The sequence below is a fragment of the Micromonospora sp. NPDC048909 genome (genome assembly GCF_040649635.1).
Lineage (GTDB): Bacteria > Actinomycetota > Actinomycetes > Mycobacteriales > Micromonosporaceae > Micromonospora.
The window spans coordinates 1-18,920 of the sequence record NZ_JBEZFU010000011.1; the positions used below are offsets into that span (position 1 = coordinate 1).

The 18,920-nt window shown below is 74.6% G+C and carries 17 protein-coding genes; 5 read left to right on the forward strand and 12 right to left on the reverse strand.

Going from position 1 to position 18,920, the window contains the following annotated elements; genetic code table 11:
- Window positions 1–1,043 (forward strand): glycosyltransferase family 4 protein (locus AB0C04_RS25320; RefSeq protein WP_357058753.1); only part of this gene is annotated, 1,043 nt, incomplete at its 5' end.
- A gap of 126 nt (window positions 1,044–1,169) precedes the next feature.
- Here AB0C04_RS25320 and AB0C04_RS25325 read toward each other — a convergent pair.
- From AB0C04_RS25325 to AB0C04_RS25345, 5 genes are all read right to left on the reverse strand, one after another.
- Window positions 1,170–2,351 (reverse strand): Cmx/CmrA family chloramphenicol efflux MFS transporter, encoded by a 1,182-nt coding sequence (locus tag AB0C04_RS25325; protein WP_357058756.1) that lies wholly within the window; start codon window positions 2,349–2,351, stop codon window positions 1,170–1,172.
- 484 nt (window positions 2,352–2,835) lie between these two features.
- Entirely contained in the window at window positions 2,836–4,119 is a 1,284-nt protein-coding gene (locus AB0C04_RS25330) for a citrate synthase (RefSeq protein WP_357058759.1), read from the reverse strand.
- A 159-nt stretch (window positions 4,120–4,278) separates the two neighbouring features.
- Window positions 4,279–6,264 (reverse strand): sulfatase-like hydrolase/transferase, encoded by a 1,986-nt coding sequence (locus AB0C04_RS25335; RefSeq protein WP_357059319.1) that lies wholly within the window; start codon window positions 6,262–6,264, stop codon window positions 4,279–4,281.
- 94 nt (window positions 6,265–6,358) lie between these two features.
- Window positions 6,359–7,786 (reverse strand): class I SAM-dependent methyltransferase, encoded by a 1,428-nt coding sequence (locus tag AB0C04_RS25340; RefSeq protein ID WP_357058762.1) that lies wholly within the window; start codon window positions 7,784–7,786, stop codon window positions 6,359–6,361.
- Between the two features lie 17 nt (window positions 7,787–7,803).
- A complete protein-coding gene (locus AB0C04_RS25345) occupies window positions 7,804–7,953 on the reverse strand; it encodes a hypothetical protein (RefSeq protein WP_350876644.1) in 150 nt (49 codons plus the stop codon).
- 190 nt (window positions 7,954–8,143) lie between these two features.
- Between AB0C04_RS25345 and AB0C04_RS25350 the strand changes: the two genes are divergently transcribed.
- Window positions 8,144–8,542, forward strand: a complete 399-nt coding sequence (locus AB0C04_RS25350) for a VOC family protein (protein WP_357058765.1) — start codon at window positions 8,144–8,146, stop codon at window positions 8,540–8,542.
- A gap of 9 nt (window positions 8,543–8,551) precedes the next feature.
- Here the strand turns inward: AB0C04_RS25350 and AB0C04_RS25355 are convergent, their stop codons facing one another.
- Window positions 8,552–9,238, reverse strand: a complete 687-nt coding sequence (locus tag AB0C04_RS25355) for a helix-turn-helix transcriptional regulator (RefSeq protein ID WP_357058767.1) — start codon at window positions 9,236–9,238, stop codon at window positions 8,552–8,554.
- 83 nt (window positions 9,239–9,321) lie between these two features.
- Here AB0C04_RS25355 and AB0C04_RS25360 point away from each other — a divergent pair, with 83 nt between their 5' ends.
- Entirely contained in the window at window positions 9,322–10,176 is an 855-nt protein-coding gene (locus AB0C04_RS25360; protein WP_357058769.1) for an arginase family protein, read from the forward strand.
- Window positions 10,177–10,187: 11 nt separating this feature from the next.
- Here the strand turns inward: AB0C04_RS25360 and AB0C04_RS25365 are convergent, their stop codons facing one another.
- From AB0C04_RS25365 to AB0C04_RS25385, 5 genes are all read right to left on the reverse strand, one after another.
- Complete coding sequence (locus AB0C04_RS25365; protein WP_357058771.1) at window positions 10,188–11,417, reverse strand: dolichyl-phosphate beta-glucosyltransferase; 1,230 nt, start codon at window positions 11,415–11,417, stop codon at window positions 10,188–10,190.
- A gap of 2 nt (window positions 11,418–11,419) precedes the next feature.
- On the reverse strand, window positions 11,420–13,621 hold the full coding sequence (locus AB0C04_RS25370) for a glycosyltransferase family 39 protein (protein WP_357058774.1): 2,202 nt from the start codon (window positions 13,619–13,621) through the stop codon (window positions 11,420–11,422).
- 73 nt (window positions 13,622–13,694) lie between these two features.
- Window positions 13,695–15,182 (reverse strand): HAMP domain-containing sensor histidine kinase, encoded by a 1,488-nt coding sequence (locus AB0C04_RS25375; protein ID WP_357058776.1) that lies wholly within the window; start codon window positions 15,180–15,182, stop codon window positions 13,695–13,697.
- Complete coding sequence (locus AB0C04_RS25380) at window positions 15,160–15,897, reverse strand: response regulator transcription factor (RefSeq protein WP_357058779.1); 738 nt, start codon at window positions 15,895–15,897, stop codon at window positions 15,160–15,162. Before AB0C04_RS25380 ends, AB0C04_RS25375 begins: the two co-directional genes overlap by 23 nt.
- 77 nt (window positions 15,898–15,974) lie before the next feature.
- Window positions 15,975–16,205 carry a hypothetical protein gene (locus AB0C04_RS25385; protein ID WP_350876662.1) on the reverse strand — a complete coding sequence of 77 codons (231 nt, stop codon included), beginning with the start codon at window positions 16,203–16,205 and terminating at the stop codon, window positions 15,975–15,977.
- A 213-nt stretch (window positions 16,206–16,418) separates the two neighbouring features.
- Here AB0C04_RS25385 and AB0C04_RS25390 point away from each other — a divergent pair, with 213 nt between their 5' ends.
- Both AB0C04_RS25390 and AB0C04_RS25395 read left to right on the forward strand, forming a co-directional pair.
- Window positions 16,419–17,372 carry a serine/threonine-protein kinase gene (locus tag AB0C04_RS25390; protein ID WP_357058782.1) on the forward strand — a complete coding sequence of 318 codons (954 nt, stop codon included), beginning with the start codon at window positions 16,419–16,421 and terminating at the stop codon, window positions 17,370–17,372.
- Between the two features lie 69 nt (window positions 17,373–17,441).
- Window positions 17,442–17,867, forward strand: coding sequence for an OsmC family protein (locus AB0C04_RS25395; RefSeq protein WP_357058784.1), 426 nt, complete (start codon window positions 17,442–17,444; stop codon window positions 17,865–17,867).
- Window positions 17,868–17,899: 32 nt separating this feature from the next.
- On the opposite strand, the gene AB0C04_RS25400 is transcribed toward AB0C04_RS25395, so the two are convergent.
- Entirely contained in the window at window positions 17,900–18,763 is an 864-nt protein-coding gene (locus AB0C04_RS25400; protein WP_357058786.1) for an endonuclease/exonuclease/phosphatase family protein, read from the reverse strand.
- Between the last annotated feature and the right edge of the window lie 157 nt (window positions 18,764–18,920).

Sequence of the window (18,920 nt, forward strand, 5' to 3'; positions counted from 1 at the left end):
TCAACCACACCCTCACCCGGGCCGCCCTGCGCGCCACCGAGGCCGGCGACTACGACGTCATCCACGCCCACGACTGGCTGGTCGCGCACACCGCGATGACGTTGCGCGAGCACCTGGACATCCCGCTGGTCACCACGATCCACGCCACCGAGGCGGGCCGGCACCAGGGTTGGCTGCCCGAGGAGATGAACCGCACCATCCACGGCGTCGAGCAGTGGCTCAGCACCGAGTCCGGCCGGGTGATCGTCTGCTCGGGCTACATGCGTGACGAGGTGACCGGGCTCTTCGGGGTGCCGGCCGGGCGGGTGGACGTGGTGGCCAACGGGGTCGAGCCGCACCGCTGGCGGGCGTCGCGCAGCGCGGTGGCCGCCGCCCGGGCCCGGTTCGCCGGGGACGGTCCGCTGGTCACCTTCGCCGGCCGGCTGGTCTACGAGAAGGGTGTGCAGCACCTGCTCGCCGGGGTGCCCCGGCTGCGGGAGCGGCACCCCGGCCTGCGCGTGGTGATCGCCGGTGACGGCCCCTACCGGGCCGAGTTGGAGGCCGACGTGCACCGGCTCGGCCTGGCCGGCGCGGTCAGCATGCCCGGCTTCCTGGGCGGAGCCGAGCTGCCCGCGGTGATGGCGGCGTCGGACTGTTTCGCGGTGCCGAGCATCTACGAGCCGTTCGGCATGGTCGCCCTGGAGGGGGCGGCGGCCGGCGCCCCGCTCGCGGTCGCCGCGACCGGCGGGCTGGCCGAGATCGTCGAGCCGGGGGTGACCGGAATGACCTTCCGGCCGCAGGACCCGGACGGGCTGACCGAGGCGGTGCACGCGCTGCTCTCCGACCGGGACCGGGCGCGGGCGCTGGCCCGCCGGGCCCGCGCGATGGTGCACGAGCAGTACGGCTGGGCGGCGATCGCGCACCGGACCGCGGCGAGCTACGGGGCCGCCATCGCCACCGCCCCGGCGTTCACGACCGAGCGCGCCGCCCAGCGCATGTCGGCCGGTCGCGCTCTCCCGCCGGTCGCCGCCGGCAACCTCCTCGCCGCCGCCGGCCTGCGCTGAGGTTCGCGTCGACGGGGCAGCCCCGCCTGACCTAGGCGTCGGCGGGGCAGCCCGGCCCCGCCGACGCTGTCGAACTGCTCCAGATATGAACCGCTGATCAGACCGCGCTCCCCCGGTTCGCGTGGGTCATCGTGTCGTCTGGTCGACGCGGGGTGCGATGACTCGCAGGAGCGGTAGGGCGATGAGCAGGGCGATCGCAACCAGGAGGCCGCTGACCCACACCGGCCCGAGGTCACCAGCATTGGCACCGAGGGTCGCTGCTGCCACGACGGGGCCGCCAGCAGCACCGATGTTGAGCGCCGCGGTCGCATACGACCCTCCCATGGTGGGGGCGCCCGCCGCCGCGTAGAGCACTCTGGCGATCAGGGTGCTGCCCAACGCGAAGGAAAGCATGCCCTGCACGAACACGAGGAGCAGAAGCGCCACCGGCCGGGCAGCCAGGGTTGCCAGCGCCACCCAGCCGAGCAACAGCAACGGGCCACCGACTGCGATCACGATGCCGGGACGCTTATCGGAGAACCGTCCCGCGAGGGTGACGCCGGCAAACGACCCGACACCGAAGAGCACCAGCACGACCGGGACCCACAGCTCGCCCAGGTCGGTGGTGCCGGTCACGATCGGCGCCAGGAAGGTGAACGTCGCGAAGGTGGCAGCGTTGACCAAGGCACCGAGCAGCATGACCAGGACCAGCCTGGGCATGGCGAGCTGGGCGAGCTCACCCCGCAGGGACGAGCCAGCCGGAGTGCCCTGAGGGGTCGTTCCGGCACGGGCCGGAATGCTCCTCACGACGCCGTAGGCAGCGGGCACGCAGAGTAGTGCGATCGCCCAGAAGGTTGCCCGCCAGCCGAGCAACGTGCCGAGTAACGCACCGCCGGGAACTCCGGCGATGGTGGCCACCGTCGTACCGGAGAGCAGCACCGCCAGCGCACGCCCTTTCTGATCACTTGCGACGAGCGTGGCCGCCGTGCTCAGTGCCACAGCCAGGAAGCCCGCGTTGGCCAGGGCGGCGATCACCCGGGTGACGAGCAGGACCGCGAAACTCGTCGTGAGGGCGCCCACGACGTGGGCCGCGGCGAAAACCAGCACGAAGCCCAGCAGACTGGGCCGGGCCGGCCACCGGCGTGCAAGCGCCGCCATCAGCGGCGCGCCGGAGATCATCCCGACAGCGAACGCCGAGGTCAGAAGCCCGGCGGCCCCGACTGACACGTCGAGGCTCGTGGCGATGTCCGGCACCAGGCCGGCGAGCATGAACTCCGAGGTACCCATGGCGAAGACCGCCACGGCAAGCAGGTAGAGCGGCAGAGGCATCGAGAGCTCCGAGGTGAGAGAGAACGAGGAGACGTCTCGTCACCGCGGCCAGCCCCAAGGGTGCGCGTGAATGTCCTACGCAGCGAGAACCGCTTGGCAGCGGACTAGGAACTCAGCGGTTCCGGGGGCTGACGGCGTGACCGAAAGCCCCCACCTTGGATGCCTCAGGGCTCGACATGGCGCCAACACTACGCAGCACCACCGGTCATCCCGCTACCCGGTTCCTCGCGCGGGTCGTCGGCCTCGTCCCGATGACGCGGCCAACCGCCGCGGGCTCGACCTCCGGGCCCGGCCCGCCCGGTCCAGATATGGAGCAGTTCGACAGCGACCAGCACGAGCGGCGGCACCGCGGACAGACCCGCAACCGGGCGTCACGCTCAGCCCCGCAAAGCGACGCGACCGTCCTCGGATTGCTCACCTCCCGCAGACGCGGCAGACCGCCGACCCGAGTGGGTCGGCGGCCTGCCGGTGGTGGAGCCGAAGGTCAGCGGTTGCCGAAGGGCACGTAGTCCCGCTCGGGCGAGCCGGCGTAGACCTGCCGCGGACGGCCGATCTTGGTCTCCGGGTCGTTGATCATCTCGCGCCACTGGGCGATCCAGCCGGGGAGCCGGCCCAGGGCGAAGAGCACCGTGAACATCTTGGTCGGGAAGCCCATGGCCTTGTAGATCAGGCCGGTGTAGAAGTCCACGTTCGGGTAGAGCCGGCGGGAGACGAAGAAGTCGTCGGCGAGCGCGATCTCCTCCAGCTCCATCGCGATGTCCAGCAGCGGGTCCGGCTTGGCCATCCGGCCGAGCACGTCCTGAGCGGCCTTCTTCACGATGGCGGCGCGCGGGTCGTAGTTCTTGTAGACCCGGTGGCCGAAGCCCATCAGCTTGACGCCGTCCTGCTTGTCCTTCACCTTCTGCACGAAGGAGCGGACGTCGCCGCCGTCGGCCTTGATCTTCTGGAGCATCTCCAGCACGGCCTGGTTGGCGCCGCCGTGCAGCGGGCCGAAGAGCGCGTTCACGCCGGCCGAGACCGAGGCGAACAGGTTGGCGTTGCTGGAGCCCACCAGCCGGACGGTCGAGGTGGAGCAGTTCTGCTCGTGGTCGGCGTGCAGGATGAAGAGCATGTCCAGCACCCGGGCCATCACCGGGTCGACCTCGTACGGCTCCGCCGGCACGCCGAAGGTCATCCGCAGCAGGTTGTCCACGTACCCCAGCGAGTTGTCCGGGTAGAGCAGCGGCTGCCCGATCGACTTCTTGTAGGCGTACGAGGCGATGGTCGGGACCTTCGCCATCAGCCGGACCGTGGAGATCTCCACGTGCTCGGAGTCGAACGGGTCCAGGCTGTCCTGGTAGAAGGTGGAGAGCGCGCTGACCGCGGACGAGAGCACGGCCATCGGGTGGGCGTCCCGGGGGAAGCCGTCGAAGAAGCGGCGCATCTCCTCGTGCAGCAGCGAGTGCCGGCGAATCCACTCGGTGAACTCGTTCAGCTGCTGCTCAGTCGGCAGCTCACCGTAGATGAGCAGGTAGGAGACCTCCAGGAAGGAGGACTTCTCAGCCAGCTGCTCGATCGGGTACCCCCGGTAACGCAGGATCCCTGCGTCGCCGTCGATGTAGGTGATCGCGGACGAGCACGACGCGGTGTTGACGAAACCGGGGTCGTACGTCGTCAGCCCGGTCTCCTTCAGCAGCTTGCTCACCCCGATACCACCGGGGCCTTCGACCGCGGAGTGCACCGGCATCGACAGCTGCCCACCGGGGTGATCGAGCTTGACTTCCGTCATGTGGTTCCTCGCTTCGCCGGCAGATCTACGTTGAATTGCCTTCGCTTCTACCGTAATTGCGGTTCCCGGGACACCGCCCACCGTGGTTCGGCGGTGAGGTATGCGTCACCCGATTCCCGACCGGAGGGCTGGGAAACCCGACGAACGGTACCCACCGGTTCAGGAGAGCGCGAGATGGCGCAGCCCGCCGTCACCGGCGATCTGGTAGACGTCGAGCTTGTTCGGCCCGGCGTGGAAGAGCCGGTCGTCGGCGAGCAGGGCGGCGAAGCGTCGGCCACCCTGATCGGGGGGCACCACCGGCACCACCGCGCCGATCCGGCCGTTGACCGCCACCGCCAGCAGCGTGCCGTCGGGTAGCGAATCCGGGACGTCACCCCAGACCAGCGCCGGCAGCGCGCCGGTGTCGGGGTCGGTGGCGCGGAACGCGGCCAGGTCGGCGACCCGGGCCGACCCGCCGGCCGCCGGGCCCTGCCGCACGGTCGTGCCGACCAGGGGGTGCGCGGCCGGCAGCGGCGGGGGCGTCGGCACCCCGTCCGGGATGGTCACCGGCTCCCCCGGCCGGTCGTAGAAGTGCTTCTGGCCGGGCGGCCGGGGCGCCGAGCGGGCCGAGCGCCCGTCCACCCGCCACGGCAACCGGATGCCGGCCTCGTCGGCCACGGTCGGCAGCAGGTCGACGTGCTCCCAGTTGCGGTCGTCGACCCGGCCGGCGCGCTGGCCGGGCTCCTTGACGAACATCGGCACCCAGGCCACCTCACCGGGGGCGGCCTTGATGGCGTCCATGCCACGACCCTGGAAACCCTTGCTGAAGCTCACCCCGTGGTCGGCCGTGACCACCACCATCGCCTGGTCGTAGAGGCCGCTGGCGCGCAGCGTGCGCAGCGTCTCACCGATCAGCCGGTCGGTGTAGCCGAGCTGGGCCAGGTGCCGCTGCCGGGCCAGCTCCACCCAGCCGGCGCCGTCGTTCGGCAGGTCGTCCGGGGCGTCGTAGCGAACCCCGGAGGGCAGGAAGGCCCACGGCGAGTGCGGCATCAGCAGGTGCAGGAAGTGCAGCGTGGGGCGGGGGGCGGGCTTCAACCCGGCCAGGAAACTGGTGAACCGGGCGGGTTGGTTGTCGTCCAGGCTGTCCCAGCGGAACTTCGGGTCGGCCGGCACCGACTCGGCGGCGTCCAGGCCGGCCTCCGTGCGGGTCTGCTCCCGGTAGGAGTCCTCCGGGTCGACCCGGCTCTCCTGCGGCGCGGTGACCTGACCCAGCAGCCGCCCGGTCTCCCGGACCAGCACGCCGAGCCCCTGCTCCGGGGCGACCGGCTGTTCGCAGCGGCTGGGCGGGCAGAGCCGGGTGATGCTCTCCTCGGCGCGGATGTCGTACAGGCCGCCGAAGGCGGTGAAGAGGTTGTCCGGGTACTGCGAGTAGTGCGGCGCGACGCCACGCGCCGGATATCTGCCGGTGAGCATCGCCGGCAGCGCGTAGGGCGTCCAGCCGCTCACCCCGGTGGCGTTGCGGTACCAGGTCGAACCGCCGGCCAACTCGGCGAAGTGCGGGAACCGCGCGGCGTCGACGCGGCCGTCCGGGCCGAGCAGCGAGACCAACGGCAGTTCGTCGAGGACGAGCATGACCACCGGCGGGTGCACGGCGGTCGCGGCGGTACCGGCGGCGCCGTCCGCGGCGCGCGGCAGGACCAGCACGGAGCTGGGCGAGGCGGCCAGGAAGAGCCCGACGAAGACCAGCGGGCCGACGGCGGCCAGCCGCAGCACCCGGCCGGGCGCCCGCCACCGCCGGTGGGCGGCCGCCCCGAGCGCGCCGAGCGCCACCGCGGCCAGCAGCAGCGGTACGCCCCGCAGCGGCGTGCCGTGCCGGCCGACCTGCACGGCCAGCGCGGCGAGCAGGGCCCCCACCAGCACGGTGTGCGTCACCGACCGGGCGGCCCGGCCGGCCAGCCGGCTCAGCGCGCCGAGCAGCGCCGGTGGCACGGTGGGCACCACCGCGACCAGGGCCACCAGAAGCAGGATGTCCGCCCGGTGGGCGCGGTGGAAGAGGAAGAAATCGGGGCTGCGACCGAGCACGTCCAGCAGCGGCTGGGTGACCACCAGCCCGACCAGCGCCACGATCTCCAGCAGCCGGCCCAGCTCGGCCCGCGCGCCGAGCAGCCAGCGCCGGCGTCGCTCGCCCGCCGATGCGGTGCCGCTCGGCGGCGCGACATCGTCGGCCGGGCCCGGCGGTGGACCGCCGGTGGGTGCCGGCTCAGCCACCCACGACCGCCGTGTACAGGGTCCGGGTGCCCGACGGCAGCTCCGCACGCCGGGCGATCCGGCAGCGCGCCGCCAGCAGCCGTTCGAACTCTTCGCGGCGGTAGTCCGGGAAGAGGCCGTCGGGCTTGTTCGCCAGCAACCGCCGGGCCATCGGGTCGTCCGGGTGGACGAACTCCACCACGATCCGCGCGCCGGGCGTGCCGGGGCCGGCGAGCCAGTCCACCACCTCGGGCAGCGGTACGTTGCGGCCGATCGCCAGGTGGTGCACCACGGCCAGGGCGAGCACCACGTCGGCGGCGGCGGCCCGGTCGGCGAAGGAGGCCCGCTCGACGCCGCGCCAGCCACCGCCGGGCGACGGGTCGGCGAGGTCCATCACCAGCGGCAGGATCCGCTGCTGCCGCTCCTCGCGCAGCGCCCGGTAGAGCGCGTCGGCGACGGCCGGGTCCTGCTCGACGGCGACCACCTGATCGGCGTGCTGGGCGGCGAGGCGGGCGTAGCGGCCGTCGTTGGCACCGAGGTCGAGCACCAGCCGGGGCCGGGGGCCGTCGGCCAGCGCCGCGGTGACGAAGCGTTCCTTGGCCACCCGGTCCTGGGACGAGTATCCGCAGGTGCGCTGGTAGTCGGCCCAGTGGCTGGTCGCCGGGCGCCGGTCGAGCCGGCGGACCAGCTTCTCGATGCCGCGTACGGTGGCCAGCGCCAGCTCGCGGGAGTAGCCGGCGGCGCGCAACTGGGCGCGCACGTCGGTGGTGCTCGCGGCGGCGTTGCGGCTCTGCATCGCCCCGTGCAGGTGCAGGTGGGTCGGTACGCCGGGCAGCAGCCGCCGGGCGCCGCGGAACAGCGGCCGGAGCTGGTCGGCCTCGATGCCGTCCACCCGGGCCCGCAGCCACGGCTGGAAGTCCACCCCGAGGTGCGCGGTGAGCAGCAGCGGGTAGAGCAGGGTCTGGCAGAACTGGCGGTAGCCGGCCCAGGGTTCGCCGTCGCGTACCGGCTCGAAGGAGCCGACGTCGATGAAGACCGGTTCGCTGCCGCGCCACTGGAGGTTGTAGGCCGAGCCGTCCTTGGTGGTGAACCCGGCGGGCAGCGCCGCCCGGAGGATCTCCAGGTGCAGCAGCGCGGCGTCGCGCAGCATGCTGAACGACCACTCGTACGGGTGGGAGATGAAGGGGATCCGCTCGTGACGCAGCACGGCGGCCCACGGGGTGTCGGTGGGCACCCGGGCCGGCTCCATCGCCTCGGTGCCGCAGACCTTGCCGGCGGCGAGCAGCGCGGTGAAGAAGTCGGTGCCGGCCAGCGCGCGCCAGTCCTCGGCCGCCCGCGCGTCGAGGCCGCGAAGCACGTCGTCGCCGGCGTGGAAGACGCGGTTGGCCGGGTCGCGGAAGGAGCCGGGTTCGGGCCGCAGGCCCGCGGGGGAGATCGCCATCGCCGGTGCCGGCCGGGTCAGCGGTGGTCGGTGGGCTGCCGGCGGAACCGGTCGACCAGTCGCCGCCAGTAGAGCTTGGCGGCCACCGCGACGCCGGCGACCCCGCCGACCACCGCCTGCACGATCAGGCTGCCGGACCCCGCGTCCAGGTAGGCCAGATGGATCACCGACCGCTCCTTCCCCTCGCCGTCATGTCACCGGCGTCCCGAGCGGTAGAGCCTGAGGCTTTTGACCCGGAAAGCCGGACTTGTCTGCCACCGTACGCCGATCATCGTCGCCGTGAGGGCACACCGGACACTCGTCCCCCGTCCGTTTCGTTCAAGACATCCGGCGGTGCGATCCCTAGCGTGGGACGGCATGACGCTCCGATTCGACTTCATCGGCCTGGCCACCACGGACATGGCCCGCACCCTCGACTTCTACCGCCGGCTCGGGCTGGACATCCCACCCGGGGCCGAGTCCGAACCGCACGTGGAGGCCACCCTCACCGACGGCGTCCGGATCGCCTGGGACGACGTGACGATGATCCGCTCCTTCAACCCGGACTGGACGCCGCCGACCGGCAGCCCCCGGATCAACCTCGCCTTCCGCTGCGCCGACGCGGCCGAGGTCGACCGCCGGTACGCGAGGATGACCGAGGCCGGCTTCCACGGCGAGCTGAAGCCCTGGGACGCCTTCTGGGGGCAGCGCTACGCGGTGCTGCACGACCCCGAGGGCAACGGCGTCGACCTCTACGCCGCGCTCGCCCAGGGGTGAGCGCCCCGCTCAGCCCGCCAGCAGCGCGGTCGGCGGGACACCGGCCAGGTCCCGCACCTCGCGGCTGAGGTGCGCCTGATCGGCGTAGCCGCACGCGGCGGCCACCTCGGCCAGCGTCACGCCGGACCGGGCCAGGTCCAGCGCCCGGCGCATCCGCAGGATCCGGGTGAGCGTCTTCGGGCCGTACCCGAAGAGGCGCCGGCTGCGGCGGTGCAGGGTGCGCGGGTCCAGGTCGACCTCGGCGGCGATGGCGGCGACCGGCACGCCGGCGGCCGCGGCGGCGGCGACCCGGGCCCCGAGCCGGTCCGGTCCGCCGGCCGCCCGCAGCCGGGCGGCGGCGAGCGCCGGCAGCACGGCCGCCGGGTCGGCGGCGGCCCGCTCGGGCAGGTCGGCCACCGCCCGGTCGCCCCAGAGCGCGGCGAGCGGCACCCGGGCGTCCCGCAGCTCGTCGGCCGGCACACCGAACACGGCAGGGCCGACGCCCGGCGGCAGCCGGAGCCCCACCCACCGCTCCCCCGGCGCGCTGACGCTCACGAACGCGGTCCGGTCCGGGCCGGCCACCAGCAGCCCGGCCCGGCTGGACCAGAGCAGGTCGACGCAGCCGTCCGGCAGCACCCGGCTGATCCGCTCGCCGCCCGGGTTGGCGCTGGTCCACAGCACGGCGCCGGCGACGCCGGCCGGGCGCTCCCGGTACATGCCGACCAGCCTGCCACGCCGGCGGCGCCCCGGACGACACCGAACCCCCGCGCCGGCGCGCGGGGCACCGGTAGCCTGCCGGTGTGCGCTGGGTCGTGGTGGACGCGCCGCTGGACTCGTCCGGCGCGGGCCGGGGCGAGCAGCGGGCACCGGCGGCGCTGCGCCAAGCCGGGCTGCTCGCCGCCCTGCCGGCCGACGACGGTGGCCAGATCGACGCCCTGGTCGGCGACCCCACCCGCGATCCGGCCAGCGGCCTGATCGGCGCCGCCGCGGTACGCCAGGCCGGCGCGGCGATCGCCGCCCGGGTCGGCGAGCTGCTCGCCGCGGGCCGGCGGCCGCTGGTGCTGGGTGGCGACTGCGCGATCCTCCCCGGCATCTGCCTCGCCCTGCCGCCGGACAGCGAGCTGTGGTTCGTCGACGGTCACCCGGACTTCCTCGACGGGGCGACCTCCGAGACCGGCGAGGGCGCCGACATGGACCTCAGCGTGGTAACCGGGCACGGCCCGGCCGCCGCGGTGGGCGTCGACGGCGCGCTGGTCGACCCCGCCCGGGTCCACCTGCTCGGGCACCGCCCGTCCACCGAGGAGACCAGCCGGGTCGAGGCGGCCCGGATCGACCCGCGGATCCACCAGTTGCCCGCCGCCGAGCTGCTCCGGCGCGGTCCGGGCGCGGTCGGCGTCGAGCTGGCCGACGGCGGCGACGGCCCCGCCTGGCTGCACCTCGACCTGGACGCGGTCGACCCGCGCGACCTGCCGGCGGTCACCTACCCGGAGCCGGACGGGCTGCGCTGGCCCGACCTGGTCGCGCTGGTCACGCCGCTGGCCCGCGCCGGCCGGCTGCTCGGCATGAGCGTGGCCGACCTGAACGCCGACGAGGACCCCGACGGGCGCCACGCGCGGCGCGTCGTCGAGGTCCTTGCCGAGGTGCTGGCCCCCTGACCGCCAGGGACTCAGTTGCGCCGGTGGTGCATGCCGAGGCGGAGCAGGACGAACCGCAGCACCGTCGCCGCCAGGTTCGCCACCACCAGCACGGCCAGCTCCAGCGGACGGCCCGGCGCGACGGTGACCGCGTGCAGCCCGGCCAGCGCGCCGCTGGTCAGGGCCAGCCCGAGGGCGAAGGCGAGCAGCCCCTGAAGGTGGTGCCGGCCGGCGTCGCGGCGGCCGCTGATGCCGAAGGTCAGCCGCCGGTTGGCCGCGGTGTTGGCGACCGCGGTGAGCAGCAGCGCCAGCAGGTTCGCCGGCTGGGCGCCGAGGGCGCCCCGGGTGGCCACGAAGAGCAGCAGGTACGCCAGTGTGCTGGCCACCCCGACGGCGGCGAACCGGACCAGCTGCCGGGGCAGCCCGACCGGCACCCGCGCCGGCGGTGCGGCCAGCGGCGCCCGGCCCAGCTGCGCACGCAGCTCGACCAGGGGCAACGCGCCGGTCAGCAGCGCCCGACCCAGTCGCCCGATGCCCCGCAAATCGGCGTAGGCGGTGGCGACGATGTCCACCCGGCTGTCCGGGTCGTCCACCCAGTCCACCGGCACCTCGTGGATCCGCAGGCCGGCCCGCTGGGCGAGCACCAGCAGCTCGGTGTCGAAGAACCAACCGGTGTCCTGCACCAGCGGCAGCAGGCCCTGCGCCACGTCGGCGCGGATCGCCTTGAAGCCGCACTGCGCGTCGGAGAACCGGACCGCCAGGGTGCCGCGCAACAGCAGGTTGTACGCCCGGGAGATGACTTCCCGCTTGGCGCCCCGGACCACCCGGGAGGTCCGCGCCAGCCGGGTGCCGATCGCCAGGTCGGAGTGGCCGGAGATGAGCGGGGCGACCAGCGGCAGCAGTGCCGCCAGGTCGGTGGAGAGGTCCACGTCCATGTACGCGAGCACCGGCGCGGTCGACGCCGACCAGGCGGCCCGCAGCGCCCGCCCGCGCCCCTTGGCGGCCAGGTGCAGCACCCGGACCGAGGGCAGTTCGGCGGCGAGCGCCTCGGCCACCGCGAGGGTGGCGTCGGTGCTGGCGTTGTCGGCGATAGTGATCTGGAACGGGTACGGGACGTGCGCGCTCAGGTGGGCGTGCAGCCGCCGTACGCACGGGTCGAGGTCGTTCTGCTCGTTGTGGACCGGGATCACCACGTCCAGCACGGCGGCCGGTGTGCTCTGCCGGGTCTGCGGGCTCGTCCGCGCGCCGGTGGAGTTGGTCATGCTCATCCCTCCGCCGGGCCGCTCAGGTCGTAGACGGTGACCCCGTCGACGGTCTGCGCCGGGAAGCTCGCGGCGACCCAGGAGGCGATCTCGCCCGACGCGGAGCTGCCGCCGTTGGCCCGGAACCCGCCGCCGCCGATGAAGTAGTGGATCTCGCCGTCGGCCACGTACCGCTGGAACTGGGCCAGCGTCGGGGACGGGTCGCTGCCGTTGAACCCGCCGATCGGCAGCACCGGATCGCCGGTGGCAAGCTGGTAGCCGGAGGCGTTGTTCGACCCGACCGTGGCGGCGACCCAGGTGTACCGGTCGCTGTCGCGCTCCAGCAGCGCGCGCAGCGCGGCGCTGGGCTCCCGGGCGTCCAGCAGCCCGCCCATGCCCCCGCCCCGGGTCGCCGGTCCCCCGCCGGGGAACTGGCCGCCGTTCTGCCCGCCGCCCGGACGCTGACCGTCCGGTGCGCCGGTGCCGTCGCCGGTGGGCTGGCCCGGCCCGCCCGGGAAGCCGGGCCCGCCGTCCTGGCCGCCGGCGTTCTGGCCGCCAGGCACTCCGGCGCCGTTCTGGCCGCCGGGCACGCCGGCGCCGTTCTGCCCGGCGGGGAAGGCCGCGCCGCCCGGCCCCTCCAGGCCGCCCGGCGGCCGGCCGCCGGGGAAGCCGCCGCCGCGACCGCCCGCGACGAACGGCCCGGCGGACGGGATCGAGCCGGTGTGCGGCGTGGCCGCGGTCTGCACCGAGTAGGCCACCGGCCCGGCGAGCGCCACGGCGGCGCCGAACGCGAGCAGCACCGGCGTGGCCCGGCGCGGCAGCCGGTCGACCAGGAGCAGCAGCGCCGCCACGGCCAGGCCGGCCACCAGCACGGCGGTCCGCAGCCACGGATGCCACTGCGGGCTGCGACCGAGCAGCAACCAGGACCACCAGGCGGTCACCGCCAGCGTGCCGGCCAGCGTCGCGGTGGCCGCCGGGGCCCACCACCGCGCACCGCCGAGCGCCGAGCGCCGCCGCCAGAGCAGGGTGACGCCGATGCCGACCAGCGCGCCGACCGCCGGGGCGAGCGCCACGGTGTAGTACGCGTGGAAGATGCCGGACATGAAGCTGAAGATCAGGCCGGTCACCACCAGCCAGCCGCCCCAGAGCACCAGCCCCGCCCGGGGCCGGTCGGTACGCGGGGCCCGGCCGGCCAGCACCAGGCCGGCGACGAGCAGGATCAGCGCGGCCGGCAGCAGCCAGGAGATCTGACCGCCGACCTCGCCGCCGAACATCCGCAGCCAGCCGGTCTGCCCCTCGAACGGTCCGCCGCCGCCCGCCCGGCCGCCGCCCCCGCCGACGCTGCCGACCTCGTCGCCGGTGATCCGGCCGAGACCGTTGTAGCCGAGGGTCAGCTCCAGGATGCTGTTGGTCTGCGAGCCGCCGATGTACGGCCGGGCACTCGCCGGCACCAGCTCGACGACGGCCACCCACCAGCCGGCGGCCACCACCAGGGCGAGCCCGGCCAGCAGCAGGTCGCGGATCCGCCGCCCCAGGCCGGTCGGCGCGGCCAGCAGGTAGCCGCCGGCGAAGACCGGCACCAGCAGGAACGCCTGCAGCATCTTGGTGAGGAAGCCCAGGCCGACCAGCGCGCCGGCGAGCATGATCCAGCGGGTGCTGGCCGCCTCCACCGCCCGGACGGTGGCGTACGCGCCGGCCACCAGGAGCAGCACCAGCAGCGCGTCCGGGTTGTTGAAGCGGAACATCAGGGTGGCCACCGGGGTGACCGCGAGCACCGCGCCGGCGAGCAGGCCGGCGGCCGGGCCGTACCAGCGCTTCACCGCGGCGTACAGCACGCCGACCGAGGCGACCCCGCAGAGCGCCTGCGGGACGAGCATCGCCCAGCTGTTCAACCCGAAGACACGTACCGAGAGGGCCATCAGCCAGAGCGAGGCCGGAGTCTTGTCGACGGTGATCGAGTTCGCCGCGTCCGACGAGCCGTAGAAGAACGCCTTCCAGCTCACCGAGCCGGCCTGCACCGCCGCGGCGTAGAAGGAGTTGGCCCAGCCGGAGGCGCTCAGGCCCCACAGGTAGAGCAGTCCGGTGGCGAGCAGCAGCACCGCCAGGGCCGGCCGGCTCCAGGTCCGGCTCCGCCACGCCGCTCCGGGCGGCGGTCCGCCGTCCGGGCTGGTGGTCTGCGGTGGCGCCACGGCGGGCACGGTCAGCAGGGTCTCTGTTCGGTCCATGGCGGCAAGCCTCGGCGGCCGGCCTGGCCGGCCCCCGTGCGCCCGCTATGCGCCGGCTGTGGGAATGCGGCGGCTACGCGCCGGCTGTGGGATTCGGCAGCCGCACGGTGAACACCGTCCGGCCGGGCCGGCTGTCGACCGCCACCGCGCCGTGGTGCGCCTCCACCACGGCCGCCACGATGGCCAGGCCCAGACCGGTGCTGCCGTGCTCCCGCGACCGGGAGCTGTCTCCCCGGGCGAACCGTTCGAAGACCTCCGGTTGCAGCTCCGGCGGCACGCCCGGCCCGTCGTCGGCGACGCTGAGCACGGCGGCGTCCGGCTCGGCGCGCAGGGTGACGGTGACGGTGGTGCCCGGCGGGGTGTGCACCCGGGCGTTGGCCAACAGGTTCGCCACCACCTGGTGCAACCGGGCGGCGTCGCCGGGCACCAGGATCACCACGTCCGGCAGGTCCAGCTGCCAGCGATGATCGGGGCCGGCCGCGTGCGCGTCGCTGACCGCATCCACCACCAGCGCGGAGAGGTCGACCGGCTCGACGGCGAGGGGCCGGCCGGAGTCGAGCCGGGCCAGCAGCAGCAGGTCGTCGACGAGGCTGGTCATCCGGGTGCTCGCCGACTCCACCCGGCGCAGCGCGTGCGCGACGTCCGGCGGCACCCGGTCGCGGCCGCGGCGGGCCACCTCGGCGTACCCCCGGATCGCCGCGAGCGGCGTACGCAGCTCGTGGCTGGCGTCGGCGACGAACTGGCGGACCCGGGTCTCGCTGGCCTGCCGGGCGGCGAGGGCGGCGGCGACGTGCCCGAGCATCCGGTTCAACGCGGCGCCGACCTGGCCCACCTCGGTACGCGGGTCGGTGTCCGGCTCGGGCACCCGCTCGGAGAGGGCCACCTCGCCCCGGTCGAGCGTCAGCTCGCTGACCCGACCGGCGGTGGCGGCGACCCGACGCAGCGGACGCAGGGTGGCCCGGACGATCAACGCGCCGAGACCACCGGCGACGAGCAGCCCGGCGGCAGCCACCGCGGCCTGCGCGGCGACCATCCACCAGACCGTCTCCTGCACCTCGGCCAGCGGCAGCGCGACGACCTGGACCCGGCCGCTGGGCCACTGCCGGGCCACCGCGCGGTAGTCGCCGCGCTGGCCCAGGTCCACCGTGCGCGGCGCACCCCCGACCGGCAGTCGGGTCAGCGCCGAGACCTCGCCGACCGCGATCGCCTCACCACCGGGCAGGTTGCCGGTCTGGGTCCGGGCGGCGGTCACCTGACCGCCGGCGATGACGGCGACCACCGACCCGGGTGGCAGGCCGGGTGGGATCTCCACGCGCTCGTCCGGTGGCGCGCGCCACGGACGGTCGCCGCGCCCCATCGCCGTGGGGGCCAGCTGAGCGTCGACCCGGTCGATCAGGAAGTGCCGCAGCGCCACCGTGGTGAGCCCACCGATCGCCACGCTGACCAGCGCCAGCAGGGCGACCAGGGCGAGCACCAGCCGGGTACGCAACGACCAACCGGCCAGCCGGCGGCGCAGCGCACCGGCGCGCGGCCGGGCGTCACTCGGCCGGTTTGAGGACATACCCCGCGCCGCGCAGCGTGTGGATCATCGGCTCCCGGCCGGCGTCGATCTTCTTGCGCAGGTACGAGATGTAGAGCTCGACCACGTTGGCCTGGCCGCCGAAGTCGTAGTTCCAGACCCGGTCGAGGATCTGCGCCTTGCTGAGCACCCGGCGCGGGTTGCGCATCAGGTAACGCAGCAGCTCGAACTCGGTGGCGGTGAGGGTGACCAACTGCCCGCCGCGGCGTACCTCGTGGCTGTCCTCGTCGAGGGTGAGGTCGCCGACGGTGAGCACCGCCTCCTCCCGTGCGGCGACCGCGAACCCGGAGCGGCGCAACAGCGCCCGCAGCCGGGCGATCACCTCCTCGAGGCTGAACGGCTTGGTCACGTAGTCGTCGCCGCCCACGGTCAGCCCGGCGATCCGCTCCTCCACCGCGTCACGCGCGGTCAGGAAGAGCACCGGGACGGTGGGCGCCTGCTCGCGCAGCCGGCGCAGCACCTGGAAGCCGTCCAGGTCGGGCAGCATCACGTCGAGCACCACCGCGTCGGGCTGGAACTGCCGCGCCGCGCTCAGCGCCGCCATTCCGTTGCCGGCGCTGCGCACCTGCCAGCCCTCGTAGCGCAGCGCCATCGACAGCAGGTCGGTGAGCGTCGGCTCGTCGTCGACCACCAGCACCCGGACCGGCTCGCCGTCGGGGCGGCGCAGCTCGATGCGGCCCTGCGCGTCCATGACCATGCCCCCATCGTGGGCGGGTTTCCTGTGCCGCGCCCCTGCGGAACCTGTGTGCCCGCTGTGCGGCGACAACGGTGGGCCTACTCGGAGACGCCGAGCGGGTCGGTGCGCACGAAGCGCATCGTCCAGGTGCCGCTGCCGTCCGAGGTCTCGCGTTCGTAGAGGTGGTCCGGGCCGCCCTCGACCGGCCCGCCGCCGCCCCGTGGGTGCCGCATGATCCAGCGCGGCGGCGGTGCGCCGTCCGGCCCGGCGGGCAGCTCCCGGACCAGGTCGTGGGCCGGCCCGCCGACGAACCGTACGGTCACGCTCATCGCCGCTCCCCTCGGTGTTCGGGCCGACACCCTCGGTGACATCGACCCTGGCTGGCAAGTTACCGCACCCGCCGTACGGCCGCAGCGCCGGCACCGCGTCCCCGACCGTCGGCCGATGATCAAGGCGGTTTGCCCTGATCGGAGGCCGGGTACCGACGACCACAGACGTCCCACGGGGAATGGGTGGGCACGACGAGGACGAGGAGCCGGCAGATGCGCACGCTGGACGGGCGGTACCAGCTCGAACAGCGCATCGGCGTGGGTGGGATGTCCGAGGTGTGGCGCGCCCACGACGTGGTGCTGGACCGGCCGGTCGCGGTGAAGCTGCTCTCCCCCGGTCAGGACGGCCAGGACACCTCGGTCGAGCGGATCCGCACCGAGGCCCGCTCGGCGGCCCGGCTCGTGCACCCAAACGTGGCCAGCGTGCACGACTTCGGCACCTGCGCGACCCTGCCCGATCGCCGGATGCCGTACATCGTGATGGAACTGGCCGAGGGGGAGACACTCGCCGCGCACCTGCGCGGCGGGCCGCTGGACTGGCGGATCGCGGTGCGGGTCTGCGCGGAGGTCTGCGCGGCGCTGGCCGCCGCGCACGCCCACGGGATCGTGCACCGCGACGTCAAGCCGGCGAACGTCATCCTCACCCCGGCCGGGGTCAAGGTGCTCGACTTCGGCATCGCCACCGCCACCGGGTCCGCGGACTGCGCGCCGGACGGGATCGTGGTGGGCACCCCGGCGTACCTCGCCCCGGAGCAGCTCGACCGGGCGCCGGCCTCGCCGGCGGCCGACATGTACGCCCTCGGCGTGCTGCTCTACTACTGCCTGACCGGGCGGCTGCCCTATCCGGCGGAGTCCGCCAGCGAACTGCTCGTCGCGCGCCGACGGCAGCCGCCGGAGCCGCTGCCCGAGATCGACGGGCTACCGCCGGAGGTGGTCGAGCTGTCCGCCCGCTGCCTGGCCGACGAGCCGGCCGAGCGCCCGACCAGCCTGATCGCCGCGCTGCTGCTGGCCGAGGCGGTGGACGCCCGGGTCTACGTGCCGATGCACCTGCCGGCGACTCCCCGACCGCGCCGGGCGCCGGTGCCCGCGTGGACCGAGCGGGCCGCGACCGAGGCCACCGAGGCGGCACCGATGGCCGACTGGTCGGTGGCGGCCACCGAGCGCTGACCCACCGCCGGGGCCGGTTTCACCGGGCGGGGGCCGGGTAGCCGGGCCGGTGAGGACGGGAGGAACGCGATGCCGGATCCGAGTTCCTGGCTGCACGAGGCCGCCGCGACCGCCGAGGGCGGACACGTACGCACCGACGACGGAGGGCTCTCCACCGCGCTGGCGTCCCCGCTGGCGGCGCACTGCACCGGGCTACGACCCGAACAGCTGCTCGCCGCGGCGTTCGCGTCCTGCCTGCACCACGCGGCCGTCGAGGCGGCCGGCGAGATCACCGACGAGTCGCACACGGTCCAGGTGCGGGCCGAGGCGAAGCTCGGGCGCGACGACGACGGCCGGTACCGGGCGGATGTGCACGCGTCGATCGCCTCGGCGGGGCTGACCCGGCAGCAGCTGGCCGAGCTGTGCGAGTACGCCGACCGGCTCTGGCCCTTCTCCAGTGGTGACAACAGCCGGCACCGGCTGACCGTCACGCCGGCGGAGAACGGCCGGCACTGAGCCGTACCGCCGCGCGCCGACGGCCGTCCCCGTCACCAGCGGAAGCTCGCGGTCACCGCCCGGTGGTCGCTGGCCGGGGTACGCAGCACCCCCGCCGAGGTCGCCGTGAGCCCCCGGTAGAGCACGTGGTCCGGGCGGGTCACCGGGACCCGGGCGGGCCAGGTGAACCCGAGGCCCCGGCCGGCCTCGGCCTGCGCGTCGGCGAGCAGCCGGGCCAGCGGCGCGAAGACCCGGTCGGTGCTCGCCGTGTTCAGGTCGCCGAGGACGACCAGGCGCGGGGACGGGTCCGCGCGCACCCGGGCGGCCAGCTCGGCGACCGTCTGGTCCCGCACGGCGGTGTCGCCGGCCCGCGCCGAGCCGAGATGGACCACGTAGACCGTGAGGTCGCCGGTCGGGGTGGCGACCACGGCGCGCAACGCCCGGGTCCAGCCGAGGCCGGTGTCCACCCCGGCCCGCTCCCGGATGGGGTAGCGGCTGTAGAGCGCGACCGTGGACACGGCCGCCCGGTGCGGGTGGCTCTCGCGCAGCGCGCCGGTCACCCGCTCGTCGTCGGCGACCTCCTGCAGAGCGATCAGCTCGGCGCGGGCCGCGGCGAGGGCGCGTACGGTGGCCGCCGGGTCCGGGTTGCCGGCGCGCAGGTTCTGGCTGGCGACCCGCAGGCCGGTGCTGCCGCCCGCCGAGCTCGGCCGCAGCCAGGCGCCGGCGTAGAGCGCCGCCCAGACGGTGGCGGGCAGCAGCACCGCGATCAGCGCGAGGCGCGAGCGGCGCAGCAGCGCGGCCAGGGCGAGCAGCGGCACGCCGATTCCGAGCAGCGGGGTCACGCTGTCCAGCAGGCTGCCCAGACCGTGGACGTTGGGCACCGCACGGTGCCCGGCCAGCACCGCGGCGAGCAGCACGGCCGTCGCGGCCAGCAGGCGTCCCCGGCGGCCGCGTGGCCCGCCCGACCCAACCCCTGATCCACCGTACGGACGAACACGCCCTCGACCTTTCAGGGGAGGAGCGGTGAAGCGACGTACCACTCGACCAAGATCACCCATCTGTCCCGCTCAGGCT